Consider the following 26,957-nt stretch of genomic DNA (forward strand, 5'->3'; position numbering starts at 1 on the left):
CACGCCCGGGGAATGGGGAGGGAACCACGTGGTTCGTCATGCCCTCGCGCGGAGGGTTTCCATCGCCGCGCTCGGACTCGTCATCGGATCGGGAACGCTGATACCGCTCGCGTCACCGGCCGTGGCCGACGAGCCGGGAGCGCCGCAGGAGCTGGTGATCCCGGCCGCCGTCAAGAAGACGCCAGGCTGGGACCGCGTCTACCGGTACGGACAGGCGGAAGAGGGGGACTCCGACAGCGTCGGAGCCGAAGGCGTCTTCCTCAGCGAGAACGGTCCGAACCCGGTGTGGACGCGCTACCAGGACGGCAAGACCTTCGAGGTCCCCGGTCTCGGCGATGCTCCTGGTGCGGGCCGCGGGACCGGGACCGACGCCCTCGCCTACGTGACGGCGGACCGGGTCGAACTGCGCCACGCCGACGGCGCCGTGGACACCCTGACCCTGGCGGCGGGGCTGAAGGAGCCGAACGTCTACGGGCTGCGCGCCGTCGCCGACGACCCGGTCACGGGCCGCACCCACATCCTGTCCGCCGAAGCCGGCGGCGGCACCGCCGACGTCACCGTCGAGGAGCCGGAGGGCACCGACCTCGGAACCGCGGTGGCGGGCGACGGATCCTCGCTGGTGCTCCAGGGCGCCGCCTCGGGCGGCAAGCGGCGCTACACCCTGGTGGACGCCGCGACCGGCAAGGCCGAGGGCTCCCTGCCGCTCGTGCCCGAGGACTACACCCAGGCCAAGATCTCCCCCACCCACGTCCTCCTCTTCGGCGACTACGACAACAAGACCGTCTTCGTCGCCTCCCGTACGCATCCCTCCGCCCCGCTCGTCGAGGTGCCGGTCGTCGCCATCGGCTCGACCCTGTCCCTCGTCGGCGACTGGATCGTGCACGCCCCGTACGGCAGGATCGAGGCCGTCCCGATCAAGGGGGGCGACCCGGTCGACATCTTCACCGGCCAGACCCGCGGCCTCGCCTCCGGCACCGACGGCACCGCCGTCACCGTCGGCGGCCCCAGCAGCGCCGACTGGGCGGTGCGGCGCATCGCGCCGGGTGCCGACGGCAAGCCGGTGGTCACGACGGTCAAGAAGATCCCCGGTACGACCGTCCCCGTGGAGCGCCTCGCACTCGCCCAAGGGCAGTTGGCGGTCGTCGACCACAGCGACGACGACTCGGCGTACACCCGGGCGTGGAGCCGCGAGCTCAGCACGAGCGGCGCCCTCGCCTACGGCGAGAGGTCCGCCGAGAGCCTCATGGCGGACCCGTGCCCGGCGGCCGACCAGGCGTGTACCGAGTACTGGCCGACGGGCGACGGCCGCTTCCTGACGCACATCGGCGGCAGCGACGGCTACGTCGTCGTCCAGGGCTGGGAGAAGGGCGGATTCCTCTCCGCCCACGCGGGCGGCGCCTCCCGTGTCCGTGACCTGAGCGGGCCGTATCTGGTGATGGACGTCACCACGCGCTCGGGTACCGAGCAGCGCGTCCTGCTGCTGGGGCAGGACCACGAGAAGACGCAGGTGCTCGAGGAGCGCGCCCCCGTCGCGTCCGCCCTGTGGGGTTCCTGGCTGTGGAGTGCCGGCGCCGAGGAGGGCGCGGTGACCGCGAAGGACCTGAAGACCGGAAAGACGGTCGAGGCCCTGAACACGGGTGCCCCGTGCGTGCCCCAGGAGCTCCAGGCCGCCGGACGTCGGCTCTACTGGTCCTGCGGCACGGGCGGTCCCGCCGGCGTCTACGACCGTACGGCGAAGAAGTCCCGGGCCGTCCCGTCCGACGAGGCCCTGCTCGGTGACGGCTATGTCGTCACCCACGACAAGGCCGCCGGCAAGCTCGTCCTCACCGGCACCGACGTCTCCGCGCCGGCCGTCAGCCGTGTCGTCGGCGACCTGCCCGACACCGGCACGTCCCAGCGCCGGGTCCGCTGGTCCGTCGACCGGTTCGGCGGACACCTCGCCTACGCGGACGCCGAAGAACGGATCCACGTCGTCCCCAGCGGCATCGCTCCGCAGCCGCCGACCGTCCTCTCCCGTGAGGACGCCCCGCTCGTACGGGCCCGCGACACCGCGAACCCGACCGTCCTCACGGCGGTGACTCCGTCCCGGCCCCTCGGGGCCTGGACCCTGACGGCCCGCCACCTCCGCACCGGCAAGGTCAGCGAGCTGGCCTCCGGCACCGACGGCCGTTGGCTGAACCCGACCTGGGACGGCAGGGACGAGGCCGGGACGCTGCTGCCCAACGGGGAGTACGCCTGGACGCTTACCACACGGCCCGACGGCGCCGCGGGCGCCGAGGTGAGGCTGACCGGCAGCACCGTCCTGCGCGGCGGCGCCTCCCCGGCGAACAGCTCCTTCACGAGCCTGCCGCCCCGGCGCGTGCTCGACACCCGCTCCGGCACCGGTGCCGCGCAGGGCAAGGTGAGCCCGAAGGGCACGGTCACCGTCGACGTCTCGGACGTCCCGGGCGTGAACGTGTACACCACCACGTCGGTGGCGCTGCACGTCACCGCGACCAACGCGACGGCGGCCACGTTCGTCTCCGCGTACGCGGACGGCGCCCCCCGCTCCTCCGCGTCGAACCTCAACGTGCCCGCCGGGAAGACCGTCTCCAACCTGGTGATCGTCCCGGTCGAGCGCGGCAAGGCGACCTTCTACAACCACGCGGGTACGGTCGACCTCATCGCCGACGTCGCCGGTGCCCACACGCGGTGGGACGACTCGGGCTCCCTGTACCAGCCGATGGCTCCCTGGCGTGCCCTCGACACCCGTGCGGGCCTCGGCGCTCCCCGGGCCAAGGTGAAGGGCGGCGCCCGGGCGCACCTGTCCCTCCAGGGCACCGCCGCGGGCGGCGCCGACGTGACGGCCGTCGTCCTCAACGTGACGGCGACCAACGTGACGGCCGGCACCTTCGTCGCGGCCCTGCCGGCCGGCGCGCCGGTGGTCGGCTCGCACCTCAACCCGGGCGCCGGCGAGACCCGTTCGAACCTGGTGGTCGTGCCCGTCGAGAACGGCGGCGTCGACCTGTACAACCACGCCGGCGAGGTCGATCTGATCGCCGACGTGGCCGGCTACTACAGCGGTGCGAACGTGGGGTCGCTCTACGAGCCGCTGGCACCGGCCCGGCTCATGGACACCCGCGGCGGCATCGGCGTCGCCAAGGCGACGGTGGGGCCGGGCGGGACGGTCACCCTGACCGTCGCCGGCAAGGACGGGATCCCCGCAACCGGCGCCACCGCCGTCGTGCTCAACGTGACGGCGACCAACACCACGGCGAGCACGTACGTCACGGCCTACCCGTACGGCACCACCCGTACGAGCGCGTCGAACCTGAACGTGCCGGCCGGGACGACCGTCTCCAACCTCGTCGTCGTCCCCGTCAAGGACGGCAAGGTCACCTTCTACAACCACGCCGGGTCGGCGGACCTGATCGCCGACGTGCAGGGCTTCTACGCCGAGTGACCTGACGCGGAGACAGGGCGAAGGCCACCCGGTGACTCCCGGGTGGCCTTCGTCGTCCGAGAACCGGTACGCACCGCGGGGGGCGCCCACCGCCCGGGCGTGCGCCGTGCCCGTCGGCAGCGCGCACCCGCCGGGCAGCGCCCTGGGTCGTGTCCGGAACGTCTCGCCGGCCCCCGGCCTTGGGCCGGACGCCGATACCTTCCGGACCCTCCCTAGGAGCTGTCGTCAAAGTGTCAGGCCCACATCAGGAGTGATGCGAGGGTGACGGGTGCCTCGTAGGACTGGGCGGTCTTCTCGTAGCAGGTGATGCCGCGCCACTGTTTCAAGCGATTGAAGCACCGCAGGCCGGGCCGTCCGAGGCTCTTCCCGGGTAGGTGTCACGCCACGGAGGGCGGGGAATGGGACGGGTATCCGGATTCGGTCTCGTCCCCCTCCCTTCCCCGCGGGTCTTCATGCCTTTTACGATCTTCGACATGTCGAACCCGTCGCTCGTACCTGTCCTGCGTGGCTCCCGCGGAACCGTGCTCCAGTTCACCGGTGATGCGCTGACATGGCGTCGGGACGCCGAGGAGGTGACCATCCCCCTCCAGGCGGTCGCGCGCGTCCGCCTGGAGGGGCGCGCTGTCACGGTCGAGCTCCGCGCCCCGGCCGGAACCGCTCCCGCCGTGCACCGCGTCGACGGCGTGAGCCAGGCCGCCGCGGCGCTGTTCGTCCCGGCGGTCACCGCGGCCCTGCCCGAGCGTACCGAGGAGAGCGGGACGGTCGACGGCTCGACACTGGTGTCCACGTACACAGAGCCCGCGCCCGAAAGCGATCCGCTCAGGAACCCGGCGATCGGCATCGGTGTACTGTCGGCCGCCTCCGCCCTGGTCGCCTGGATCGTGGGTGACCTGCCCAGCGCGATTGTGGCGCTGGTGGGTGCTCCCATCGGCCTCGGGATCACGTGGTTCGGTGCTTTCGCCTGGTACTTCGTGTTCCTGCAGTGGCATTTGCCCCGGTCTGGCATCACCGTCGAGGCGACGGTGGTCACGGAGTACCTCAGGACCGCGACCTACGCCTACACGGAGCTGGACGGCGCGAGGCGCGATATCCACGACAAGAAGGTCCAGGGGAATCCCTACGTCGCCTATGCCGCGGCCGATCCGGACAGAAGGACGCTGTGCTACTCGCCGCTCAAGATCGCCGGGGACGCGGTCTTCGCCTTGCTGGTTCTTCTCGTCGGTCTCGGCGTGATGGCCTTCGTCGTCTTCCTGGTCGTGATCATGAACCTGCCCTAGGAGTTATCGTCAAAAAGTCAGGCCCACATCAGGAGTGATGCGAGGGTGACGGCTGCTTCGTAGGACTGGGCGGTCTTGTCGTAGCGGGTGGCAATGCCTCGCCACTGCTTGAGGCGGTTGAAGTACCGCTCCACGACGTTGCGGTGCTTGTAGACGTCCTTGTCGAAGGCCGGAGGGCGGCCTCCGAGGGCGCCCTTCCGGGCACGGTTGCGCACCTGGTCGGCCCGCTCGGGGATGGTGTGCCTGATGCCGCGGCGCCGTAGCCAGGTGCGGATCGCCTTCGAGCTGTAGCCCCTGTCGCCGATGACGTGATCGGGCCTGGTCCGGGGTCGGCCCAGTCGAGTCCGGGGCACCCGGATGGCGTCCATCACCGCGGTGAACTGAGTGCAGTCGCTGGTGTTCCCGCCGGTCAGGACGAACGCGAGCGGGCGGCCGATCGCGTCGCAGGCGAGGTGGACCTTGCTGGTCAGGCCGCCCCGGGACCGGCCGAGGGCCGGGCTTTGGTGCCCCCTTCGGGCCCCGGCGGCGTGCTGGTGGGCGCGAACGATGGTCGAGTCGACCGACACCAGCCGGTCGATATCGCCCGCGGCGTCCGCCTTCGCCTGCGCAGCCCGCAGCATCCGGTCGAACGTGCCGTCCGCCGCCCAGCGGCGGAAACGCGTGTGGAGGCTGGCCCACGGACCGTATCGCTCGGGCACGTCCCGCCAGGGGACACCAGTGCGGAACTTCCACACGATCCCGTTCAGGACCATCCGGTCGTCCAGCCGGGGCCGCCCCAGCGCAGGCCGGGGCAGCAACGGGCGTATCAGATCCCACTCGGCATCGGATAGTTCATGACGACGCATCACCACACCATGATCCACAATCCGAGATCACTTTGACGACAGCTCCTAGTCGAGCGTGTCGGGGTCCGGCCCCGTCCGCAGGCCCCGGTCGAGGGCGCTGATCGCGGTCATCTCGTCGGCCGTCAGCGTGAGGTCGAAGACGTCGATGTTCTCGCGGATCCGGGCCGGCGTGACGGACTTGGGGATGACGACGTTCCCGAGCTGGAGGTGCCAGCGCAGCACCACCTGCGCCGGTGACCTGCCGTGGCGGGCGGCGATCTCCCGCAGGGCGGCCTCGCCCAGGACGGCGCCCTGGGCGAGCGGGCTCCAGGCCTCGGTGGTGATGCCGAACCGGGCGTGGTGCTGGCGCAGCTCGCTCTGCTGCAGGGCGGGGTGCAGCTCGACCTGGTTGACGGCCGGCACGAGCGTGGCGTCGGCCAGGAGCCGGTCGAGGTGCGCGGGCGTGAAGTTGGAGACCCCGGCGGCCCGGACGCGGCCGTCGGCGACCAGCTTCTCGATGGCCCGCCAGGTCTCCTGGTACAGGCCCCGGCCGGGGGCCGGCCAGTGGATCAGATAGAGGTCGACGTGGTCGAGGCCGAGCTTGGCGAGGCTGTCGTCGAACGCCCGCAGCGTGGCGTCGTAGCCCTGGTCGGCGTTCCACACCTTCGTGGTGACGAACAGCTCGTCGCGGCCGAGGCCGGACGCGGCCAGCGCCCGGCCGACGCCGGACTCGTTGCCGTAGATCGCGGCGGTGTCCACGGAGCGGTAGCCCGCCTCCAGGGCGGCGGTGACGGCGGCGGTGGTCTCCTCGTCGGAGACCTGGAAGACGCCGAAGCCGAGCTGCGGGATCTCCACGCCGTTGTTGAGGGTGACGGTGGGGACGAGGGCCATGACGTGCCCGAACCTTTCGTGGGGGAGGGGACAGCCGAGAACACGCTCGTTGCGTACACCGGCTGAAGGCGTACACAATAATTGCACACGCTGGTTATATGTCGACGCCCTCCGGTCTGCGGTTCCGGGTCCTGGAACCCCGCGTTTGCAATTAAAGCGCGTCTGCAAGTATTGTCGGCGCAAGTAAAGCGCTCGCGCAATCACGTGGAAGGTGCTCTTCAATGCCACTCGCGCTTCTCGCCCTCGCGATCGGGGCCTTCGGGATCGGCACGACCGAGTTCGTGATCATGGGCCTGCTGCCCGATGTCGCGGCCGGCTTCGGTGTCTCCATCCCCACGGCGGGCCTGCTGGTCACCGGTTACGCCCTCGGCGTCGTCGTCGGCGCCCCGCTCATGACCGTGCTGGGCACCAAGGTGACCCGCAAGCGGATGCTGATGGTCCTCATGGGGCTCTTCGTCCTCGGCAACCTCCTGTCGGCCGTCGCGCCGAGCTTCGGGGTCATGGTGGCCGGCCGGATCGTCGCCTCCCTCGCCCACGGCGCGTTCTTCGGCATCGGCTCCGTCGTCGCGGCGGAGCTGGTCGCACCCGAGAGGAAGGCCGGAGCCATCGCCATGATGTTCACCGGCCTGACCGTCGCCAACGTGGTCGGCGTCCCCGGCGGCACGCTCATCGGCCAGGCCGTCGGCTGGCGCACCACCTTCGTCATCGTGGCCGCGCTCGGTGTCCTGGGCCTGCTCGGCATCGCCAGGCTCGTCCCCGACATGCCGAAGCCCGCGGGGGTGCGGGTACGGCACGAACTGGCCGTCTTCGGGAACGCCCAGGTGCTCCTCGCCATGGCCATGACCGTGCTCGGCTTCGGCGGGGTCTTCGCCGCCCTCACCTACATCGCCCCGATGATGACCGAGGTCGCCGGATACGCCGACTCCTCCGTCACCTGGCTCCTGGTCCTCTTCGGACTCGGCATGGTCGCCGGCAACCTGGTCGGCGGCGCCTACGCCGACCGCCGCCTCATGCCCCTCCTCTTCGTCTCCCTCGGCGGCCTCGCGGTCGTCCTCGCCCTCTTCACCGTGACGGCGCACGACAAGGTCCTGGCGGCGATCTCCGTCGCCCTCATCGGCGCCCTCGGATTCGCCACCGTGCCCCCGCTCCAGAAGCGCGTCCTCGACCACGCCCACGGTGCCCCGACCCTCGCCTCCGCCGTGAACATCGGCGCCTTCAACCTCGGCAACGCGCTCGCCGCCTGGCTGGGTGGGCTGGTGATCGCCGGCGGCCTCGGCTACACCGCCCCCAACTGGGTCGGCGCCCTCCTCGCCGCGGCCGCCCTGCTCCTCGCGTTCCTCTCCGCGGGGCTCGAGCGCCGTGACCGGGCCGCCGGCCGGGCCGTCCCCGCCGACGCGCACGTCGTCGCCGGCTCCGCCGCCCCGCGGGTCCGGGGCGATGCCGCCGATCGCCCGGCCGCCTCGGCGCTCCACTGACCGACCCGCGAGCCCGGCACCCTTCTCGGACGTCCGGTACGGCGCGTCGTCGGCCGAAAACCGGCCCCCCGCCCCTCCCGTGCCGAAGAGTGCGGGGAATCGCCGCGGAAGAACCGCGGTCCCGCGGGCGCTACGGGGAAGCAGCGGTAGAAGCGGCTCGCACCGGACGGAAGGAACGGGCGCAGGTCATGAAGATCGATCTCACCGACACCAACTCAAGCAAGATCAACAAGGCGATCCTGTCAGGACGCAGGTCGCTCGGTATGCCGGCGGTCGGGATGGTGCTCACCCTCGTCATCGTGACCGACGAGGAGAACGCCTACGACTCGCTCAAGGCGGCCAACGAGGCGTCCCGCGAGCACCCCTCGCGCACCCTCGTGGTGATCAAGCGCCACGCCCGCTCGCCGCGCGAGCGCCTCGCGCCCCGCCTGGACGCGGAGGTGCGCGTGGGCAGCGACGCCGGCGCCGGGGAGACCGTCGTGCTCCGGCTGCACGGAGAGCTCGGCGCGCGCGCCGACTCCGTCGTCCTGCCCCTGCTCCTGCCCGACGCCCCCGTCGTCGTCTGGTGGCCGGTCGACGCCCCCGAGGTGCCGTCCAAGGACCCGCTGGGCGCCCTCGCCCAGCGCCGCATCACCGACGCCTACGCCGTCGAGGACCCGCCGGCCGCGCTCGCGGCCCGCGCGGCGTCGTACGCCCCCGGCGACACGGACCTGGCCTGGACCAGGCTCACCCCCTGGCGCTCGATGCTCGCGGCGGCGCTGGACCAGGCCCGTACGACCGTCGTCTCGGCCGTCGTGGAGAGCGAGGCCGACAATCCCAGCGCCGAACTCCTGGCCCGCTGGTTCGTCGACCGGCTGAACGTCCCGGTCGAGCAGGTCGTGACCGACGGCCCGGTCGTCACCGCCGTCCGACTGGGCACGCCCGACGGCGAGATCCGCATCGACCGGCCCGAGGGACCGGTGGCGAGGCTCGCCATCCCCGGCCAGCCGAGCCGGGTCCTCGCCCTGAAGGTGCGGACCACGGCCGAACTGATCGCGGAGGAGCTGCGCCGGCTCGACCCGGACGAGATCTACGCGGCGGCGCTGCGTGCCCAGTTGACGCCCCCGCCCCCGACCTCGGCCCCGTCCCCGGCCGCGCCGCCGGCTCCGTCCCCTGACCGGTCGGCGGCCGCCTCCTGAGGGGAGCCGCTGCGGTACGCCGGCCTCGTCACCGGGGTTCCAGCGGCAACCCCACGTAGTTCTCGGCCAGTTCCGCGCCGGCGTGGGGGGAACTCGCGATCCGTTCCAGCTGTGACAGTTGCAGGCGGGTGTCGAACGGGGACTGGCCGGGGTCGGTGTGCAGCGTGGTGGTCATGAAGTTCGAGAAGTGCTCGGCACGCCAGACCCGGCGCAGGCAGGTGTCGGAGTACGCGTCGAGGAGTTCGTCGGAGCCGGTGGAGGCCCGGTGGGCGAGCGCCCGGGCGAGCACGACGACGTCGGCGGCGGCGAGGTTGAGGCCCTTGGCGCCGGTCGGCGGGACGATGTGCGCCGCGTCCCCGGCGAGGAGGACCCGGCCCCAGCGCATCGGCTCCGTCACCGCGCTGCGCATCGGCAGCACCGACTTCTGGACGACCGGGCCCCGCTTCAGGCGCCATCCGGGCTCCGCGTGGAGCGCGAGCCGGGCGTCGAGTTCGTCCCAGATCCGGCCGTCGGACCAGTCGGCGGGGTCGGTGCCGTTCGGCACCTGGAGGTAGAGCCGGCTCACGGCCGGAGAGCGCATGCTGGCCAGCGCGAAGCCCCGCTCCGAGTGGGCGTAGATCAGCTCGTCGTAGACGGGCGGGGCCTCGGCCAGGATGCCGAGCCAGGAGTACGGATAGGTCCGCTCGTACGTCGTCCGGGCGCCCGCCGGAACCGCCGTGCGGGTCACTCCGTGGAAGCCGTCGCAGCCCACCACGTAGTCGCAGGTCAGCGTCTGCTCGCGGCCCTCGTGGGTGTAGTGGATCACCGGACGGCCGGTGTCGGCGCCCTCCACCGCCCGCACCTCGGCCTCGAAGAGCAGCGGCCCGCCCTCCGCCCGCTGGAGGGCGACGAGGTCCTTGACCACCTCGGTCTGCGCGTAGACCCAGACCCGCCGGCCGTCCGCCGACCCGGGCAGGTCCACGCGGTGGGCGCGTCCGGCGAAACGCAGCTCGATCCCGTCGTGCGGCAGGCCCTCGGCGTCGAGGCGGGCCCCCGCCCCGGCGGCCCGCAGCGCGTCGACCGTGGCCTGCTCCAGGATGCCGGCGCGCTGCCGCCGCTCGACGTAGCTGCGGTCCCTGCTCTCCAGGACCACGCTGTCGACGCCGGCGAGGTGCAGAAGACGTGCCAGGAGCAGCCCGGAGGGGCCGCCGCCGACGATCCCGACGGTGGTGTGCACGGTGCCTCCCGAGTGTTCGTATAGTGAAAGAAACTTCACCCATTGATTGGCAGAGTGTGCGCCCGGTGCCGCCCGCTGTCAACGGTCGGTCCGGGCCCCGCCGCCGACGGCCGCCCGGGCCGGACGCGGACCGGGCCGAGGGTCCGGCCCGCGCCCCGTCCGTCCTCTACGGTGTCCCCAAGATCCGTCAGGGAGAGTCCATGTCACCCACCGATACCGCGACGGCGCCGAGTGACGAGGCGCCGGACACCCCGGCCCCGCCGGAAGCCGTCGCGCCGCTGATTCGCGGCCTCACCGTGCTGCGGGGACTCACCGACGCCGACGGGGTCCTCAGCCTCAGCGAGCTGGAGCGCGCCACCGGCCTGGCCCGCTCGACCGTCGACCGGGTCACCGGCACGCTCGCCCGCATGGGATACGTACGCCTCGACGGCCGCGACGTCTTCCTCGCTCCCCGGCTGATGGAACTGGGCAACGCCTATCTGGCCGCCCTGCGTCTTCCCGGCCTGCTCGGCCGCCACGCCGACGCCCTCGCCGACGAGCTGGACGAGTCGGTCTCGCTCGCGGTGGGCGACGGCGACGGCATCCGCTTCGTCCACCAGGCCACGCGCCGGCGTGCGATGTCCCTCAGCTTCCGCATCGGCGATCTGCTGCCCGCCGAACGCACCGCCCCCGGAGCCCTCTTCGCCGCCGCATGGACGGAGAGCGAGTGGGAGAGCTGGCGCGCGCGCCGGCGCGCCGATCCCCGGGACGCCGGCTTCACCGCCGTCCCTCCGGAAGTCGCGGCGGGCGGCGGCGGAGCGCCGGACGGACCCGGCGGCGGGGACTTCGCCGCCCGGGCGGCCCTGGCGGGGGAGCGCGGCTGGGCCCTGGACGACCAGCTCATCGAGCCCGGTCTGGTCGCGCTCGCCCTGCCCGTACGGGGGCCCGACGGCGGCCTCGCCTGCGTGGCGAGCGTGGTGAGCCACACCAGCCGCCACACCGCCGTGTCTCTGCGGGACGCGATGCTGCCCCGGCTGCGGGCGGCGGTGACGGCCTGGGAGGAGTCGCTGCGGCGGCCACCGGCCCCCGAGGCCGCGGTCGCGCCGCCCGAGGGCCTCGCGGCCTGGACGCACGCCTCGAAACAGGAACTCGGCCGCGGTTTCGTCGAATCGCTCGCCCGCGGCCTCACGGTCCTGACCGCCTTCGGCGAGGGGCGCGGCGCCCTGTCCCTGAGCGCGGTCGCCGAGGCCACCGGACTCGCCCGTGCCACCGCCCGCCGTGCCCTGATCACGCTGGAGCACCTCGGATACGTCCACGCCGAGGGCCGGCTCTTCCGCCCCACGCCCCGGGTGCTCGCCCTCGGTTTCCCGTGCCTCTCGCGCATGCCGCTGCCGCAGATGGCCGCGCCGCACCTCGGCGAGCTGTCCCGGCGGGTGCACGACTCGGCCTCCCTGGCCGTCCTCGACGGCGCGGACATCCGCTACACGGCCCGGGTCGCCACCCGGCGCGTCATGAGCGTCCACATCACGGTCGGCACCCGCTTCCCCGCCCACGCCACGTCCATGGGCCGGGTGATGCTCGCCGACCTCCCCTCCGACGAGCGCCGGGCGTGGCTCTTCGGCGCCGAGCCGCGCGCTCTCACCCCGCGCACGGTCACCGGGCGCGCGGAACTCGCCGCGTTGCTCGACCGGGTGCGGGAGCAGGGGTACGCCCTCGTCGACGAGGAGCTGGAGCAGGGGCTGAGGTCGATCGCCGTACCGGTGCGCGACCGTGCGGGGGTCGTCGTGGCGGCGGTCAACGTGGCCATGCACAGCAGCCGTCGCACCGTCGAGGAGTGTGTCCGGGACGTGCTCCCCGAACTGCGCGCCGCCGCGGCCGGGATCGAGGAGGACCTTCGCGTCGCGGGACGGTTCGCGACGGTGCTCGCGGTCTGACCGTCCCGCCGGGCGGTTCTCCCGGCGCTCCCGGGCCTCAGGCGGAGGCCGCCGGCTCCGCGGGGGCGCGCAGTCGCTCCGCGGCGTCCGACACCCGCAGCAGCAGGTCCATGAACTGCGTCCGCTCCTCGTCCGAGAGCGGCGCGAGGAAGACCTGGTTCATCCGGGCCGTCCGCTGGGTCAGCCTCCGGTGCGTCCGTTCCCCCTCGGCGGTCACGTGCAGCAGGAACCGGCGGCCGTCGCCCGGGTCGCGCACCTTGTCGAGCAGGCCGCGGCGGATGAGCCGGGTGATCACTTCGGCGATGGTGGAGCGGTCGAGGCCGACGCGCTCGCCGACGGTCCGCTGATCGAGCCCGGGTTCGGCCGTCAGCGCGTTGAGGACACCGAACTGGGGGGAGGTGATCTCCTCCGAGACCATGGTGTTCCACAGCAGGTGGTGCGCCTGCTGGAGCCGCCGGGCGAGGTGCCCGGGATGGGTGGTCAGATCCACTGCGGCCATGGTGGTCACTCCCGCTTCACGCCTGATTCGTCGGTGTACTGAGTAAAATGGAACCATACCGTCCAGGCCGCGCTCCGCCTAGCAACCCATTGACGTGCGAAAAATTGAGTGCCAGCATGACCGCGTCGTGAGGAAATGCTCAGTGCACTGACGAATTTCGGAGGCGTCGGGATATGGACAAGGTGGTCGCCACAGCCGCCGAGGCGGTGGTCGATGTCCGGGACGGGGCCTCGCTCGCCGTCGGCGGCTTCGGTCTCAGCGGTGTGCCCGACACGTTGATCGACGCGGTGTACGCGGGGGGCGCGCGGAACCTGCGGGTCGTGTCGAACAACTGCGGAGCCATGGAATCCGGCCTCGCCGTACTGCTGGCGGCGGGCCGGATCGCGCGGGTGACGGGGTCGTACATCGGCGCGAACAAGGAGTTCGCCCGGCAGTACCTGGCCGGTGAGCTGGAGGTGGAGCTGATCCCGCAGGGCACCCTCGCCGAGCGGCTGCGGGCCGGCGGCTGCGGCATCCCCGCCTTCTACACCCCGGCAGGCGTCGGCACCCAGGTCGCGGAGGGCGGGCTGCCCTGGCGCTACGACGGCCGGGGCGGGGTCGCGCTGGCCTCGCCGGCGAGGGAGGTCCGGGAGTTCGACGGGGCCGAGTACGTCCTGGAGCGCGGCATCCGCACGGACTTCGCGCTCGTGCGGGCGGCGCAGGGCGACCGCCACGGAAACCTCGTCTTCAACCGGTCCAGCCGCAACTTCAACCCGCTGGCGGCGATGGCGGGGAGGATCGCGATCGCCGAGGTCGAACGACTCGTGGAGCCGGGGGAGATCGACCCCGACGCCGTCCACCTGCCCGGGATCTTCGTCCAGCGGGTGGTGGAACTGACGCCCGAGCAGGCGGCGGACAAGCGGATCGAGAAGAGGACCGTCCGATGAGCTGGACCCGTGAACAGATGGCCGCCCGGGCCGCGCGCGAGCTGAAGGACGGCCAGTACGTCAACCTCGGCATCGGACTGCCGACCCTCATACCCAACCACCTCCCGGACGGCGTGGAAGTGGTGCTGGAGTCGGAGAACGGCATCCTGGGCACCGGCCCCTACCCGACGCCGGACCAGGTCGACCCCGACCTCGTCAACGCGGGCAAGGAGACCGTCACGGTCCTCCCGGGCGCCTCCTTCTTCGACTCGGCCCTCTCCTTCGGCATGATCCGCGGCGGCCACATCGACGTCGCCGTCCTCGGGGCCATGCAGGTCTCCGCCCGGGGCGACCTCGCCAACTGGGCGGTGCCGGGCAAGCTGGTCACCGGCATCGGCGGGGCGATGGACCTGGTCCACGGCGCGCGCTCGGTCCTCGTGATCACGGCCCACACCGCCAAGGACGGCTCGCCGAAGATCGTGGAGAACTGTGATCTACCGCTGACGGGCCGGCGTTGCGTGAACCGGATCATCACGGACCTCGGTGTCCTCGACGTCACCGACGAGGGCCTCGTGCTGGTCGAGACGGCCCCCGGTGTCGGCACCGACGAGATCCTCGCCAGGACCGCCGCCGACGTCCGTCTGCCCGAGGCCGGACCCGCGCGCTGACCCGGACCACGTCCCGCGCGGCGCAGCACCCCGGCTCCGTACCGCGCAGGCCACCACCGCGCCCCCGTACCGCGCGGGCGAGCGCCGCACCGCGCCCCCGTTCGGCGCACGCCACCACCGCGCCCCCGTTCCGCGCGGGCGAGCGCCGCACCCCGGCGCCCCGCATCCAGACCCGCACCAGACCTCCGGGACATCCTCATGGCTCTCACCCAGTCGGACATAGACACCGAGATCGACGACCTGCAGAAGGCGTACGACAAGCAGCTGGCCGCCGGCGCGCCCGCGCGCAGCCACCCGGCCCGCGACTACGCCCCCTACCGCAGCTCCCTCCTGCGCCACCCCCACCGCCCGCTCGTCGCCGTCAACGGAGGGGACCCCGAGACGGTCGAGCTCTCCGGGCCGGTCTTCGGACCCACCGACGTCACCGACGCCGACAACGACCTGACCCGCCGGCATGCCGGGGAGCCCCTCGGCGAGCGGATCACCGTCTCCGGACGCCTCCTCGACCGGGACGGCCGCCCCGTGCGCGGCCAGCTCATCGAGCTGTGGCAGGCCAACGCCTCGGGACGGTACGCCCATCTTCGCGACCGCCACCCCGCCCCGCTGGACCCCAACTTCACGGGCGTGGGCCGTACGCTCACCGACGACCGGGGGCGGTACCACTTCACCACCATCAAGCCCGGCGCCTACCCGTGGCGCAACCACACCAACGCCTGGCGCCCCGCCCACCTCCACTTCTCGCTCTTCGGCACGGCGTTCGCCCAGCGGCTCGTGACCCAGATGTACTTCCCGGGCGACCCCCTGTTCGCATACGACCCGATCCTGCGCTCGGTCACCGACCGCGCCGCCCGCGAACGGCTCGTCGCCACCTACCGCCACGACCTCTCGCAGCCCGAGTTCTCGCTCGGGTACGCCTGGGACATCGTCCTCGACGGTCCCTGCGCCACCTGGATCGAGGAAGGACGCTGACCGTGCCCGAGACGACGCCGCCGTTGCCCACGCCCTCCCACACCGTCGGACCGTTCTACGGCTACGCCCTGCCCTTTCCCGACGGGGAGCGGGTCGCGCCCGCGGGCCACCCGGAGCGGATCACCGTGCACGGTCACGTGCGCGACGGCGAGGGCGCCCCCGTCCCCGACGCCGTCCTGGAGTTCTGGCAGGCGGCCCCCGACGGCTCCCTCGCGGGCGCCCCGGGATCGATGCGCCGCGACCCCGTGACCGGCGGGTTCCTCGGCCGCAACGGCACCGACTTCACCGGCTTCGGCCGGGTCGCCACGGACGCCGACGGCCACTACGCCCTCCACACGCTGCCGCCCGGCAACGCGGGGGCGCCCTACATCAGCGTCTGCGTGTTCGCGCGCGGACTGCTGCACCACCTCTTCACCCGGGTCTATCTGCAAGACGGCCCGGACCCGCTGCTGGACGCGCTCCCGGCCGGGCGCCGCGCCACGCTGGTCGCGCGACCGGAGGAGAACCGCACGTACCGGTTCGACGTCCGCCTCCAGGGCGAGGACGAGACGGTCTTCCTGGAGTTCCGGTGACAGACGCGCTCTTCGACGCCGGACTGCTCGCCCCGGGACGCGCGGGCGCCCCGGCCGAGTCGGCCACCTCCGACACCGCGTTCCTCCAGGCCCTGCTCGACGCGGAGGCCGCGCTCGCCCGCGCCCAGGCGGCCGTCGGCCGGATCCCCGCCGGGGCCGCCCACGCCGTCACGGCCGCCGCCGACGCGAGCCGCTTCGACGTGCGCGACCTGGCCCTGCGGGCCCGCGGCGGAGGCAACCCCGTCATCCCGCTCGTCGCCGACCTCACGGCCGCCGTGCCGGGGGAGTGGCGGCCCTACGTCCACCGGGGCGCGACCAGCCAGGACATCATGGACACCGCGACGATGCTGGTCGCGGCCCGCACCCTGGGCCCGGTCCTCGCCGACCTCGACCGCACGGCACGGGCCCTGGCCGTCCTGGCCGCCGCTCACCGGGACACGGCGATGCCCGCCCGCACGCTCACCCAGCACGCCGTGCCCACCACCTTCGGTCTGAAGGTGGCGGGCTGGCGCTCGCTCGTCCTCGACGCGCGCGACCGCGTCCGGACCGTCCGGGACTCACTGCCGGCACAACTCGGAGGCGCGGCGGGCACCCTGGCCGCGTTCCACGACTACGGCGGCGACCCGACCGGATCCGGCGGGACGCGCCCGGGCTCGCATGACACCCGCCCCAGTGGCCCCGCTGCGACGCGACCTGGTGACCCCCGCGGGGCTGTCGCCGGTGCCGGCGGCCCGGCAGCGACGCCCCCTGCCGCCACCGACGCCGGCTCGGCCGGCCCCGGGACGACCGGCCCCGCCCCGGCCCGCCCCGGGGCGGACGCCGCCGCGTTCTCCGCCGAGCGGCTCGTCGCCGCCTTCGCCCACGAGACCGGACTCGCCTTGCCCACGCTGCCCTGGCACACCCTGCGCACCCCAATCGCCGACCTCGCCGGCGCGCTCGCCTTCACGGCCGGTGCGCTCGGGAAGACGGCGGTCGACGTGCTCACCCTCTCCCGTACCGAGATCGCCGAGGTGACCGAGGGCGCGGGCGGCGGATCCTCCGCCATGCCGCACAAGGCCAACCCCGTCCGTGCCACCCTCGTGGCGTCCGCCGCCCGGCGCGCCCCGCACCTCGCCGCCGCCCTCCACTGCTCGCTCGCGGCGGAGGACGAACGCCCGGCCGGCGCCTGGCACGCCGAGTGGGAGCCGCTGCGCGAGCTGCTCCGCCTCGTCGGCGGAGCGGCCCACGACGCCGCCGCGCTCGCCCGAGACCTGCGCGTCCACCCGGACGCCATGCGCGCGAACCTCCGGCTCACCGGCGGGCTGATCGTCTCCGAGCGGCTGGCCGCCGCCCTGGCCCCGCTCCTCGGACGGGACCGCGCCACACGGCTCCTCACCGACCTCGCCCGCAGGGCCCGCGCCGAGGGGCGGACGCTGCGCGAACTCCTCGCGGAGACCGACGAGGCGCGGGCGCTCGACCTGGACGAGCTGACCGACCCCACGCGCTGCACCGGATCCGCGGCAGCCCTCACCGACCGCGCCCTGGAGCGACGATGACCCCCACCCCGCCGTACGATCCACCGCTCCACCACCGGGCCGAGGGACCCGCGTCGGGACCGGTCCTCCTCCTGGGCCCCTCCCTCGGCACCTCCACCGCCCTGTGGGACGCGGTCGCCCCCGAGCTCTCAGCCACCCACCGGGTCGTGCGCTGGGACCTCCCCGGCCACGGCGGCTCCCCGGCCTCCCTCATCGGCCCCGGAGCGACCGTCGCCGACCTGGCCGGGCTCGTCCTGGCCCTCGCGGACCGCCTCGGCGTCGACCGCTTCTCGTACGCCGGGGTGTCCCTCGGCGGAGCCGTCGGTCTCCATCTCGCCGCCCACCACCCGGAGCGGATCGACCGCCTGGCCGTGCTGTGCTCCTCCGCCCACTTCGGCGAACCGACGAGGTGGCGCGAGCGGGCGGCCTCCGTGCGCCGGGAGGGACTCGCCGCGCTCGCCGAGAGCGCCGGCTCCCGGTGGTTCACGCCCGGCTTCACCGTCCCCCGCCTCGTCGAGGACCACCGCACGGCCGACCCGGAGGCGTACGCCGCCTGCTGCGACGCGCTCGCCGCCTTCGACCTGCGCGACCGGCTGCCGTCGATCACCGCGCCGACCCTCCTCCTCGCAGGCCGGGAGGACCCGGCGACCCCGCCCGCCCACCTGCGGGAGATCGCCGACGCCGTGCCGGGGGCGGCGCTCACCGAGATCCCCGGCGCCTCCCACCTGGCGCCGGCCGAACGGCCCGAGGCCGTCCTCGGCGCGCTGACCGCCCACTTCGGGCGCCACGCCCCGCGCGGCATGGCGGTGCGGCGCGAGGTGCTCGGCGACGCGCACGTGGACCGCGCCCAGGCCGGCCAGAGCGCGTTCTCGGCCCGCTACCAGGACTTCATCTCCCGCTACGCCTGGGGGGAGATCTGGACCGACCCCACCCTCACGCGCCGGGAGCGGAGCCTCGTCACCCTCACGGCCCTGGTCGCCCACGGCCATCTCGACGAACTGGCCCTGCACCTCCGCGCCGCGCGCCGCAACGGCCTCACCGTGGACGAGATCGGCGCCGCGCTGCTCCAGACCGCCGTGTACTGCGGCGTCCCGGCGGCCAACGCGGCCTTCACCGTCGCCGGGCGCGTCCTGGCCGAAGAGCCGGCGGACGCCGGACCCGACCGCTGAACGGCCCGCCCGGCCGGGCCCTCGGCGTGCGCGCGCCCCGGAGAGGGCGGAGCATGAACGTGGGAGAGAAGCGGTAAGCGGGGGCGGTGACCCAGGAGGGTGCCATGCCCGTCCCGGTAGGCGGTGACGCGCTTGTCGTGCTGAGCGGCGTCGACAAGCACTTCGGCGCGCTCCATGTGCTCCAGTCCATCGACCTGACCGTCGGGCGCGGCGAGGTCGTCGTCGTCATCGGCCCCTCCGGCGGAGGGAAGTCGACCCTCTGCCGGGCCATCAACCGGCTGGAGACCATCGACTCCGGCGAGATCGTCATCGACGGCAAGCCCCTGCCCGCCGAGGGCCGCGAGCTCGCCGCACTGCGTGCCGACGTCGGCATGGTGTTCCAGTCCTTCAACCTCTTCGCCCACAAGACCGTGCTCGAGAACGTCACCCTGGGCCAGATCAAGGTCCGCAAGAAGGACAAGAAGGAGGCCGAACGACGGGCCCGGGAACTCCTCGACCGGGTCGGGGTCGCCTCGCAGGCCGACAAGTACCCCGCCCAGCTCTCCGGCGGCCAGCAGCAGCGCGTGGCGATCGCGCGCGCCCTGGCCATGGAGCCGAAGGTGATGCTCTTCGACGAGCCCACCTCGGCCCTCGACCCCGAGATGATCAACGAGGTGCTGGAGGTCATGCAGCAACTCGCCCGTGACGGGATGACCATGGTCGTCGTCACCCACGAGATGGGCTTCGCCCGCTCCGCCGCGAACCGTGTGGTGTTCATGGCGGACGGCCGGATCGTGGAGGAGACGACGCCGGACCAGTTCTTCAGCAACCCGCGCAGCGACCGTGCCAAGGACTTCCTGTCGAAGATCCTGCACCACTGAGCCACGGCCGCCGCGCGCACAGGAGCACCCAGGGGTGTGAAGGCCATGAACCCGCGCAAGCTCAGCAAGGCAGCCCTCGCCGCCGCGGCGGCGGTCGTCCTCTCCGTCACCGCCGTCGGCTGCGGCGACGACGGCGGCGGGAACGGCGGATCCGCCGCCGCCGACGACGACAAGATCACCATCGGCATCAAGTACGACCAGCCCGGCATCGGGCTGAAGACGCCGGACGGCACCTACACCGGCTTCGACGTCGACGTGGCCACCTACGTGGCCAAGCAGCTCGGCCACGAGCCCGCTGACATCGAGTGGAAGGAGGCGAAGAGCGCCGACCGCGAGACGCTGCTGCAGCGCGGCGACGTGGACTTCATCGCGGCCTCCTACTCGATCAACGACGAGCGCGCCCAGAAGGTCGACTTCGCCGGCCCGTACCTCCTGGCCCATCAGGACGTGCTGATCCGCGCGGACGACGACTCGATCACCAAGCCGTCGGACCTGAACAACAAGAAGCTGTGCTCGGTCACCGGCTCCACCTCCGCCCAGAACGTCAAGACGAAGCTCGCCCCGCAGGCGCAGCTGCAGGAGTACGGCGGCTACTCCGAGTGCCTGACCGGCCTGGAGAACGGCGTCATCGACGCCCTGACCACGGACGACTCGATCCTCGCCGGATACGCGGCGCAGGACGAGTTCAAGGGCAAGTTCAAGCTCGCCGGCTTCAAGATGAGCAACGAGAACTACGGCATCGGCGTCCAGAAGGGCAGCGAACTCAAGGCGCAGATCAACACCGCCCTGGAGAAGATGGTCGCCGACGGCTCCTGGGACGCGGCCGTGAAGAAGAACTTCGGCCCGGCCGGCTATCAGAACGAACCCGCCCCGCAGATCGGCGTCATCGTCAAGTGAGCAGGCCGACGTGTTCGACTTCCTCGAAGGGTACGACCTGTGGGGAGCCTTCTGGGTGACGGTGCAGCTCACCGTCTACTCGGCGATCGGCTCCCTGATCTGGGGGACGCTGCTGGCCGCGATGCGCGTCAGCCCCGTCCCCCTGATGCGGGGCTTCGGTACCGCCTACGTCAACATCGTCCGCAACATCCCCCTCACCGTCATCATCGTCTTCACCTCGCTGGGCCTCTTCCAGACCCTCGGCGTCGACATGGGCGCCAAGGACTTCACCACCATCAACTTCCGGCTCGCGGTGCTCGGGCTGATCGCCTACACCTCCGCCTTCGTCTGCGAGGCGCTGCGGTCCGGCATCAACACCGTGCCCGTCGGCCAGGTCGAGGCGGCCCGCGCCATCGGGCTCGGGTTTCCGCAGGTGCTGCGGCTGATCGTGCTGCCCCAGGCCTTCCGCTCGGTCGTCGGGCCGCTCGCCAACGTGCTGATCGCCCTGACCAAGAACACCACCGTGGCCGCCGCCATCGGTGTCGCCGAGGCGGCCCTGCTGATGCGGGAGATGATCGAGAACGAGGCCCAGCTGATCCTCATCTCGGTGATCTTCGCGGGCGGCTTCATCTGCCTCACCCTCCCCACCGGACTCTTCATGGGCTGGCTGGCCAAGAAGGTGGCGGTGAAGCGATGAAACCCGGCACCCCCGTCCTCTACGACGTGCCCGGACCCCGCGCCCGACGGCGCAACGTCCTCTACACCGTGCTCTTCCTGCTGGCCGTCGCCGGGCTGGTCTGGTGGGTGGTCAGTGCCCTCGCCGAGAAGAACCAGCTGACCGGGGCCAAGTGGGAGCCCTTCTTCACGGACCCCCGCACCTGGACGACGTACCTCCTGCCCGCCCTGAAGAACACCCTCATCGCGGCGGCACTCGCCATGGTCATCGCCCTGCCCCTGGGAGCCCTGTTCGGCATCGGCCGGCTCTCCGACCACCGCTGGGTGCGGGGCGTGTCCGGCACGGTCGTGGAGTTCTTCCGCGCCATCCCGGTCCTCATCCTGATGCTCTTCGCCAACGCGGCCTACTCCGAGTTCACCGACGTCAGCCCGGAGACGCGCCCCCTGTACGCCGTCGTCACCGGACTCGTCCTCTACAACGCCTCCGTCCTCGCCGAGGTCGTCCGGGCGGGGATCCTCGCCCTGCCCCGCGGCCAGACCGACGCCGCCCAGGCCATCGGCATGCGCAAGGGCCAGACGATGACGTACGTCCTGCTGCCGCAGTCGGTCACCGCGATGCTTCCCGCCCTGGTCAGTCAGCTCGTCGTCATCGTGAAGGACACCGCGCTCGGCGGGGCCATGCTCGGCTTCTCCGAACTGCTCGCCTCCGTCCGGCCCATGAGCGCGAACTACGGCGCCAACACCATCGCGAGCTTCACGATCGTCGCCGTCGTCTTCGTGATCCTCAACTTCGCGCTCACCACCTTCGCCGGGCGGCTGGAGCGCAGGCTGCGGCGCGCCAAGCGGTCGACGGGCGCGGTCGTCGGTGCCGAGGCGGTGGACGAACTGGCCCGGCCCGGCGAGCACATCGGACCGGCCGACGGCCCGAAGTGACACGTCCTCCCGGGTGAATCGGCCCATCCGCGAGGGCCGCGGTGCCGAAGGGAAGGACATGACCCCTTCCGGATCCCCGCGCGAGCCCTCGTCCCAGCCCACGCCCGACGCGACGCGCGGGCCGACCGCGCCACCCCCGCCCGGGACGGCGCGCGAGCCCACCCGCACCGACCGTCTCCTGGCCGCCCTCGGCGGGCTCCTCGCCGGATACGTCTCCCTCGCCGTCGCCGAACTGGCCGCCGCCGCGGTCCGTCCCGAAGCCGGACCCGTCACGGCGGTCGGAGGCGCCGCCATCGACCTCACCCCGGCGGCGGTCAAGAACTGGGCCATCGTCGCCTTCGGCGAGAGCGACAAGATCGTCCTTCTGCTCGGCATCCTCGTCGTGCTCGCCGTCCTCGCCGTCGCCCTGGGCCTGCTGGCCCTGCGCCACCGCCGGGCCGGCGCGGCCGGGGTGCTCGCCTTCGGCGTGGTCGGCGCGCTCGCCGCCGTGAGCCGCCCGGACTCCGACTCCGCGACGGACGCGCTGCCCTCACTGGCCGGAGCCGTGGCGGGCGCGCTCCTGCTGTACGTCCTGATCGGCCGGCTGCTGGGGCCCCGCCCCTCGGCCGCGCCGGAGGCGGCCGTCGGCGCCGCGCGCCGCAGCTTCCTCGTGGTCGCCGCAGGCAGCGCCGTCGCCGCGACCGGAGCGGCCGCGCTCGGCCGCACCCTCGGCGGCACCCGCGCGCAGGACGCGGTGGCCTCCCGCACGGCGCTGCGGCTGCCCCCTCCCGCGTCCCCGGCGCCCGCCGTGCCCCCGGGAGCGCAGCTTCCCGTCCCGGGCATCAGTCCCTTCACCACCCCGAACAGGGACTTCTACCGCGTCGACACCGCTCTCGTCGTCCCCAAGGTCGACGCCGGCGGCTGGCGGCTGCGCGTCCACGGCCTGGGCGTGACCCGCGAACTGCGCCTCACCCTCGACGACCTGCTCGGCCGCGAGGTGGTCGAGCGGGACATCACCCTCGCGTGCGTCTCCAACGAGGTCGGCGGGCCGTACGTCGGCAACGCCCGCTGGCTCGGCGTCCGACTGGCGGACCTCCTGCGCGAGGCCGGGGTGACGCCGCCCTCCGCCGGGGGACCCGCCGACCAGCTCGTCGCCCGCTCGGTGGACGGCATGACGATCGGGACCCCGGTCGAGCAGGTGATGGACGGCCGGGACGCCCTCCTCGCCTTCGGGATGAACGGCGAGCCGCTCCCCTTCGACCACGGTTTCCCGGTCCGTATGCTCGTTCCCGGTCTGTACGGCTACGTCTCCGCCTGCAAGTGGATCGAGGAGATCGAGCTCACCACCTTCGACTCCTACGACGCCTACTGGGTGCCGCGCGGCTGGGCGGCCGAGGCGCCCGTCAAGACGCAGTCCAGGATCGACACCCCGCGGTCGTTCGCCCGGCCGAAGCCGGGCGCCGTGATGGTCGCCGGAGTGGCCTGGGCGCAGCACCGGGGCATCGAGCGGGTCGAGGTACGGATCGACGAGGGCCCGTGGCGGGACGCCCGGCTGGGGACCGAGGACAGCCGGGACACCTGGCGCCAGTGGTCGTACCCCTGGGAGGCGACGTCCGGCCGCCACACCCTCACGGTCCGCGCCACCGACGGTACGGGCCAGGTGCAGACCGAGCGCCGGACGGACACCATGCCCGACGGCGCGAGCGGGTGGCACTCGGTCGTCGTGACGGTCGACTGACGGGCGCACGGGCGCACGGGCCGACGGAGACGGACGCGGCGCGCGCACGAACGGGTGGCGGGAGGCGGCCGGAGCCGCCACCCGCCACCCGCCGGGGCGTCACGCGTGGACCGCGAGTGGGCCGTGCCTACTTCAGATACGGCCCCGCCACCCCGATCCGGCCGGGTCCGTCGAGGACGAACACCCGCAGGTTGCCCTTGCCCGGCGCGGCGGCGGTCAGCGTGCCGTCGGTGACGGTCCGCCGCTCGCCGGTGACGGCGTCGGTGTAGGTGCCGTTCGGGATGCCGGTGAAGGTGGCGCCCCCCGAGACGGTGACGAGGGCGAAGCTGTCCGTCGCGCCGCTGGTGTAGCGGCGCTTGAACGCCATCCCGCCCTGGACGCCCGCGGTCGAGTACTGGCCCGTCTGCAGGGCCGGGATCGCCCTGCGGATCTGATTGAGGCGCTGGACGTGCTTGACCAGGGGCTGCTGCAGCGTGGTGGCGACGGCGCCGGTGGCCGAGTCGACCCGGGAGAAGTCGGACGCCGTGACGTCGCCCGCCACGTGGTCGCCGTAGTAGGCGCGACCGGTGGTCGCCAGCGGGCAGGTGGGCCCGCAGTCGATCTTCTTGCCCTTCTGGAACTCGATCTCGGAGCCGTAGTAGAGGGTCGGGATGCCGCGGAAGGTCCACATCAGCGACATGTTCTCGGCCCAGGCGTCGGTACCGCCCGCGTACCGCTCGTGGCCCTTGTTGGGACCGTAGTCGTGGCTGTCGACGTAGACGACGTTGTAGGTGGCGTCGTTGTAGCTGTCGTCGGAGTCCTTGCCGTTGTGGAAGGCGTTGTCCGCGTCGCCGAAGTTCATGTGCATGCGCATGTCGATGACGTGCATCCCGGAGAACCTGCTGTGGTCCGGGGCGTGGTAGGTGTTGCCGTTGAGGAAGGCGTTGGTGGACGTCGGCTGGTTCGCCGTGCCCTGCTGCTGCTCGTAGTCGTACATCTCGAGCGCGGCCTTGGTGTCGTCGGCGTCGTACTCCTTGCGCTCCTTCCACGTGAAGAACTGGGCGGAGTGGTTGACCGAGCCGCGGTTCCACTTGTCGTTGACGAAGGAGGCGACCTCTCCGAAGACGAAGAAGTTCCTCGCCGCCTCGGCGCCGTGCCGCTGGGTGACGCGTTCCTGGATGGCGGGCAGGAAGCGGCGGTTCCAGGTGGTGCGCGGGATGTGGACGGCGGTGTCGACGCGGAAGCCGTCGACCCCCATGTCGATGTACTTGTCGTACGCGCCGATCAGGTAGTTCTGCACCTGGGCGTTCTCGGTGTTGAAGTCGGCGAGGTCGTCGTGCAGCCAGCAGGAACGGGAGTCCTCGCCCTCCCAGTTGCCGATCCAGCAGTTGTGGTAGAGCGACTTCGGGAACATGCCGGAGGTGGGGCTGGGCCACTGGCAGTTGTAGATGCGGTAGCCCTCCGGGGAGGTGTACTGCGTCGGGGCGCCCCAGTTGACGCAGGTGTTCCCGGTCGGCTCGGCCGTCGACCACAGGTCGCCGTTGTAGTACGACTTCCCCGACTTCGGCTCGACGGTCAGGCCGTCGTACTCGAAGGACGCGGAGGGCTCGTCGTAGTGCCAGCTCCACTGGCTGTCACGGACGCCGTACACCTTCGGGGTGAACAGGCCCTTGGCTCCCCAGCGCGAGGAGTGGTTGTAGACGACGTCCTGGTAGATCTTCATGCCCTTGGCATGGGCCGCGTTGATCAGGTCCTGGTAGGAGGCGCCGGCCGACTCCAGGCGGGGGTCGACCTTGTAGAAGTCCCAGCCGTGGTAGCCGTGGTAGTCGTAGTCCGACCGGTTGAGGACCACGGGCGTGATCCACACGGCGGAGAAGCCGAGCCCCTTGATGTAGTCCAGCTTCTTCACCAGACCCTTGAAGTCGCCGCGGAACATCGGGTCGTCGTTGGCGGCGTTGCCCGACTTCTGGTGCTGGCTCCCGCCGCGGTTGTTCGTCGCGTCGCCGTCGCTGAAGCGGGCGGTCAGGACGAAGTAGATCGGGTCCTTGCGCGGGTCGGTGCCCAGCGGCTTGCCGGGGGTGGCCGCGGGCGGCTTCGCGCCCGTGGTCGCCGTCGCCGAGGCGGAGGCCGCGGAGACGTTCCCGGCCGCGTCGACGGCCTTCACCGTGTAGGTGTAGGCCGTCCGCTCCTCCAGCCCGGCGTCGGAGAACACGGTCGAGCCGACGTCGCTCACGAAGATGCCGCGGGTGCCGCCGGTGCGGGTCACCTGGTACCGGGTGACCGCCCTGTCGTCGGTGGACGGCTCCCAGGTGAGCACCACCGACACGCCGTCCGCCTTGGCGGTGACGCCGGCCGGCACGGTGGGCGCCCGGGTGTCGGGCACCTCGGCCGCGCACGGGTCGGCGGCGTTCCTGGTGACGACCCGGTCCTTGACCGTGCTCGTACCGGCGGACAGGGCGTAGTCGGCGCCGTTGTTGTTGTCCCAGACGCCGTTGCCGTTGTTGAAGACGGCGGTCAGCGCCGTGGCCACGCCCAGGTCGACGGTCCGCTTCCACCAGCCGGTGCAGGCGGCCTCCATGCCGATGCCGGGGACGGTGGTCCACACCCCGCCGACGGGCCGGTAGTGGAGGTTGGCGGTCGTCCAGCCGAGGGCGGCGGTGGAGTAGTAGACGGTCGCCTTGTTGCCGGGGGCCGGCGGCTCGGCGGGCTCGGTGGCACAGGGGTCGGAGTGGGCGATCACGCCGTCCTTGACGGTGACGTTCCCGGTGCCCAGGTCGTAGTTCCGCCCGCCGTTGTTGTCCCAGGTGCCGGCGGCGTCGGTGAAGGTGGCCTGGAGTCCGTCGGCCGCGCCCAGGGTGACGGTCGTCTTCACCCAGTCCGTGCAGGCCGCCTCCATGCGCAGGCCGGGGACCGTGGTCCAGGATCCGCCGTCGGGCGCGTAGTGCAGGTGGTAGGCCGACCAGTTCTTCGTCTTCGTCGAGTAGAAGACGGTCGCGGTGTTCGTCTCCGCCGCGACCGGCGCCGCCCGGGCGGCCGTCGACCCGGTGGGCGGGGGCACCGCCGTGAGCAGTCCGATGAGGCAGCCGGCCGCGACGGCCGCGGCCGGGGCGCGTCCGGTCAGCCGGAAGGGAGTGGATCGCATGCGTCTCTTCTCCGGAAACAGGGCCACGGCGATGACGGGGCCGTGGCGGACAGGGCCCGTCCGGCCCGACGCGCCTCGGACCGGAACGGGAGAGACCGCCGCAGGTTGCTGCAACGACAGTCGGCAACTTGCTGCAAACTCTTGCGAGTCGGGAAGTTACCCGCACATGACAGAGGCGTAAAGGGGCCGCGCACGCGGAATCCGGTGAAGGGGCGGCGTGCGGACCCGAGCCTTTGCCGCTCCGGCCGGCGCGGCGGCGATCG

General features: G+C 72.5%; 21 protein-coding genes. 16 read left to right on the forward strand and 5 right to left on the reverse strand.

Going from position 1 to position 26,957, the window contains the following annotated elements; all coding sequences use genetic code 11:
- The first annotated feature begins 28 nt into the window (after positions 1-28).
- Together AB0K65_RS11825 and AB0K65_RS11830 are read left to right on the forward strand one after the other, a co-directional pair.
- On the forward strand, positions 29-3,442 hold the full coding sequence (locus tag AB0K65_RS11825) for a hypothetical protein (RefSeq protein ID WP_365715645.1): 3,414 nt from the start codon (positions 29-31) through the stop codon (positions 3,440-3,442).
- A gap of 521 nt (positions 3,443-3,963) precedes the next feature.
- Complete coding sequence (locus tag AB0K65_RS11830) at positions 3,964-4,719, forward strand: hypothetical protein (protein WP_365715646.1); 756 nt, start codon at positions 3,964-3,966, stop codon at positions 4,717-4,719.
- Between the two features lie 17 nt (positions 4,720-4,736).
- On the opposite strand, the gene AB0K65_RS11835 is transcribed toward AB0K65_RS11830, so the two are convergent.
- Both AB0K65_RS11835 and AB0K65_RS11840 read right to left on the reverse strand, forming a co-directional pair.
- Complete coding sequence (locus tag AB0K65_RS11835) at positions 4,737-5,564, reverse strand: IS5 family transposase (protein ID WP_365715647.1); 828 nt, start codon at positions 5,562-5,564, stop codon at positions 4,737-4,739.
- A gap of 45 nt (positions 5,565-5,609) precedes the next feature.
- Complete coding sequence (locus tag AB0K65_RS11840) at positions 5,610-6,434, reverse strand: aldo/keto reductase (RefSeq protein ID WP_365715648.1); 825 nt, start codon at positions 6,432-6,434, stop codon at positions 5,610-5,612.
- A 221-nt stretch (positions 6,435-6,655) separates the two neighbouring features.
- Between AB0K65_RS11840 and AB0K65_RS11845 the strand changes: the two genes are divergently transcribed.
- Both AB0K65_RS11845 and opcA read left to right on the forward strand, forming a co-directional pair.
- Complete coding sequence (locus AB0K65_RS11845; protein ID WP_365715649.1) at positions 6,656-7,909, forward strand: MFS transporter; 1,254 nt, start codon at positions 6,656-6,658, stop codon at positions 7,907-7,909.
- 188 nt (positions 7,910-8,097) lie between these two features.
- Positions 8,098-9,087, forward strand: a complete 990-nt coding sequence (opcA, locus tag AB0K65_RS11850) for a glucose-6-phosphate dehydrogenase assembly protein OpcA (RefSeq protein WP_365715650.1) — start codon at positions 8,098-8,100, stop codon at positions 9,085-9,087.
- Between the two features lie 28 nt (positions 9,088-9,115).
- Here opcA and AB0K65_RS11855 read toward each other — a convergent pair whose 3' ends face one another.
- The gene (locus tag AB0K65_RS11855) at positions 9,116-10,303 is read right to left on the reverse strand and encodes a 4-hydroxybenzoate 3-monooxygenase (RefSeq protein WP_365715651.1); all 1,188 of its coding nucleotides are present in this window, start codon (positions 10,301-10,303) and stop codon (positions 9,116-9,118) included.
- Positions 10,304-10,503: 200 nt separating this feature from the next.
- On the opposite strand from AB0K65_RS11855, the gene AB0K65_RS11860 reads away from it, so the two are divergent.
- Positions 10,504-12,216, forward strand: coding sequence for an IclR family transcriptional regulator C-terminal domain-containing protein (locus tag AB0K65_RS11860; protein ID WP_365715652.1), 1,713 nt, complete (start codon positions 10,504-10,506; stop codon positions 12,214-12,216).
- A 37-nt stretch (positions 12,217-12,253) separates the two neighbouring features.
- On the opposite strand, the gene AB0K65_RS11865 is transcribed toward AB0K65_RS11860, so the two are convergent.
- Complete coding sequence (locus AB0K65_RS11865; protein WP_365715653.1) at positions 12,254-12,715, reverse strand: MarR family transcriptional regulator; 462 nt, start codon at positions 12,713-12,715, stop codon at positions 12,254-12,256.
- A gap of 173 nt (positions 12,716-12,888) precedes the next feature.
- Here AB0K65_RS11865 and AB0K65_RS11870 point away from each other — a divergent pair, with 173 nt between their 5' ends.
- The 11 genes from AB0K65_RS11870 (at position 12,889) to AB0K65_RS11920 (ending at position 23,573) form a co-directional block, all read left to right on the forward strand.
- Entirely contained in the window at positions 12,889-13,641 is a 753-nt protein-coding gene (locus AB0K65_RS11870) for a CoA transferase subunit A (RefSeq protein ID WP_365715654.1), read from the forward strand.
- Positions 13,638-14,288 (forward strand): CoA transferase subunit B, encoded by a 651-nt coding sequence (locus tag AB0K65_RS11875; protein WP_365715655.1) that lies wholly within the window; start codon positions 13,638-13,640, stop codon positions 14,286-14,288. The genes AB0K65_RS11870 and AB0K65_RS11875 overlap by 4 nt, the downstream gene beginning before the upstream one ends.
- Before the next feature lie 198 nt (positions 14,289-14,486).
- Complete coding sequence (gene pcaH, locus AB0K65_RS11880) at positions 14,487-15,257, forward strand: protocatechuate 3,4-dioxygenase subunit beta (RefSeq protein ID WP_365715656.1); 771 nt, start codon at positions 14,487-14,489, stop codon at positions 15,255-15,257.
- Positions 15,258-15,259: 2 nt separating this feature from the next.
- Positions 15,260-15,829 carry a protocatechuate 3,4-dioxygenase subunit alpha gene (gene pcaG, locus AB0K65_RS11885; RefSeq protein WP_365715657.1) on the forward strand — a complete coding sequence of 190 codons (570 nt, stop codon included), beginning with the start codon at positions 15,260-15,262 and terminating at the stop codon, positions 15,827-15,829.
- Complete coding sequence (locus AB0K65_RS11890; RefSeq protein WP_365715658.1) at positions 15,826-17,364, forward strand: lyase family protein; 1,539 nt, start codon at positions 15,826-15,828, stop codon at positions 17,362-17,364. The genes pcaG and AB0K65_RS11890 overlap by 4 nt, the downstream gene beginning before the upstream one ends.
- The gene (gene pcaD / locus AB0K65_RS11895; protein WP_365715659.1) at positions 17,361-18,512 is read left to right on the forward strand and encodes a 3-oxoadipate enol-lactonase; all 1,152 of its coding nucleotides are present in this window, start codon (positions 17,361-17,363) and stop codon (positions 18,510-18,512) included. Before AB0K65_RS11890 ends, pcaD begins: the two co-directional genes overlap by 4 nt.
- Before the next feature lie 104 nt (positions 18,513-18,616).
- Entirely contained in the window at positions 18,617-19,372 is a 756-nt protein-coding gene (locus AB0K65_RS11900) for an amino acid ABC transporter ATP-binding protein (RefSeq protein ID WP_365715660.1), read from the forward strand.
- Between the two features lie 45 nt (positions 19,373-19,417).
- On the forward strand, positions 19,418-20,269 hold the full coding sequence (locus tag AB0K65_RS11905) for a glutamate ABC transporter substrate-binding protein (protein WP_365715787.1): 852 nt from the start codon (positions 19,418-19,420) through the stop codon (positions 20,267-20,269).
- 10 nt (positions 20,270-20,279) lie between these two features.
- Positions 20,280-20,945: an amino acid ABC transporter permease gene (locus AB0K65_RS11910; RefSeq protein ID WP_365715661.1), complete on the forward strand. Its 666-nt coding sequence runs from the start codon at positions 20,280-20,282 to the stop codon at positions 20,943-20,945.
- A complete protein-coding gene (locus AB0K65_RS11915; RefSeq protein ID WP_365715662.1) occupies positions 20,942-21,856 on the forward strand; it encodes an amino acid ABC transporter permease in 915 nt (304 codons plus the stop codon). The genes AB0K65_RS11910 and AB0K65_RS11915 overlap by 4 nt, the downstream gene beginning before the upstream one ends.
- A 58-nt stretch (positions 21,857-21,914) precedes the next feature.
- Entirely contained in the window at positions 21,915-23,573 is a 1,659-nt protein-coding gene (locus AB0K65_RS11920) for a molybdopterin-dependent oxidoreductase (protein ID WP_365715663.1), read from the forward strand.
- Between the two features lie 127 nt (positions 23,574-23,700).
- On the opposite strand, the gene AB0K65_RS11925 is transcribed toward AB0K65_RS11920, so the two are convergent.
- The gene (locus AB0K65_RS11925) at positions 23,701-26,694 is read right to left on the reverse strand and encodes a carbohydrate binding domain-containing protein (protein ID WP_365715664.1); all 2,994 of its coding nucleotides are present in this window, start codon (positions 26,692-26,694) and stop codon (positions 23,701-23,703) included.
- Between the last annotated feature and the right edge of the window lie 263 nt (positions 26,695-26,957).

Origin of the sequence: Streptomyces sp. NPDC053755, from assembly GCF_040677675.1 — a bacterium.
Classification (GTDB): domain Bacteria; phylum Actinomycetota; class Actinomycetes; order Streptomycetales; family Streptomycetaceae; genus Streptomyces.

Bases quoted from the DNA above. Each gene is read 5' to 3' on its own strand.
- AB0K65_RS11835 (WP_365715647.1), bottom strand. From the start codon at position 5,564: ATGCGTCGTCATGAACTATCCGATGCCGAGTGGGATCTGATACGCCCG.
- AB0K65_RS11845 (WP_365715649.1), top strand. From the start codon at position 6,656: ATGCCACTCGCGCTTCTCGCCCTCGCGATCGGGGCCTTCGGGATCGGC.
- pcaD (WP_365715659.1), top strand. From the start codon at position 17,361: ATGACCCCCACCCCGCCGTACGATCCACCGCTCCACCACCGGGCCGAG.
- AB0K65_RS11900 (WP_365715660.1), top strand. From the start codon at position 18,617: ATGCCCGTCCCGGTAGGCGGTGACGCGCTTGTCGTGCTGAGCGGCGTC.
- AB0K65_RS11840 (WP_365715648.1), bottom strand. From the start codon at position 6,434: ATGGCCCTCGTCCCCACCGTCACCCTCAACAACGGCGTGGAGATCCCG.
- AB0K65_RS11875 (WP_365715655.1), top strand. From the start codon at position 13,638: ATGAGCTGGACCCGTGAACAGATGGCCGCCCGGGCCGCGCGCGAGCTG.
- AB0K65_RS11860 (WP_365715652.1), top strand. From the start codon at position 10,504: ATGTCACCCACCGATACCGCGACGGCGCCGAGTGACGAGGCGCCGGAC.
- AB0K65_RS11920 (WP_365715663.1), top strand. From the start codon at position 21,915: ATGACCCCTTCCGGATCCCCGCGCGAGCCCTCGTCCCAGCCCACGCCC.
- opcA (WP_365715650.1), top strand. From the start codon at position 8,098: ATGAAGATCGATCTCACCGACACCAACTCAAGCAAGATCAACAAGGCG.
- pcaH (WP_365715656.1), top strand. From the start codon at position 14,487: ATGGCTCTCACCCAGTCGGACATAGACACCGAGATCGACGACCTGCAG.
- AB0K65_RS11905 (WP_365715787.1), top strand. From the start codon at position 19,418: ATGAACCCGCGCAAGCTCAGCAAGGCAGCCCTCGCCGCCGCGGCGGCG.
- AB0K65_RS11915 (WP_365715662.1), top strand. From the start codon at position 20,942: ATGAAACCCGGCACCCCCGTCCTCTACGACGTGCCCGGACCCCGCGCC.
- AB0K65_RS11865 (WP_365715653.1), bottom strand. From the start codon at position 12,715: ATGGCCGCAGTGGATCTGACCACCCATCCCGGGCACCTCGCCCGGCGG.
- AB0K65_RS11925 (WP_365715664.1), bottom strand. From the start codon at position 26,694: ATGCGATCCACTCCCTTCCGGCTGACCGGACGCGCCCCGGCCGCGGCC.
- AB0K65_RS11870 (WP_365715654.1), top strand. From the start codon at position 12,889: ATGGACAAGGTGGTCGCCACAGCCGCCGAGGCGGTGGTCGATGTCCGG.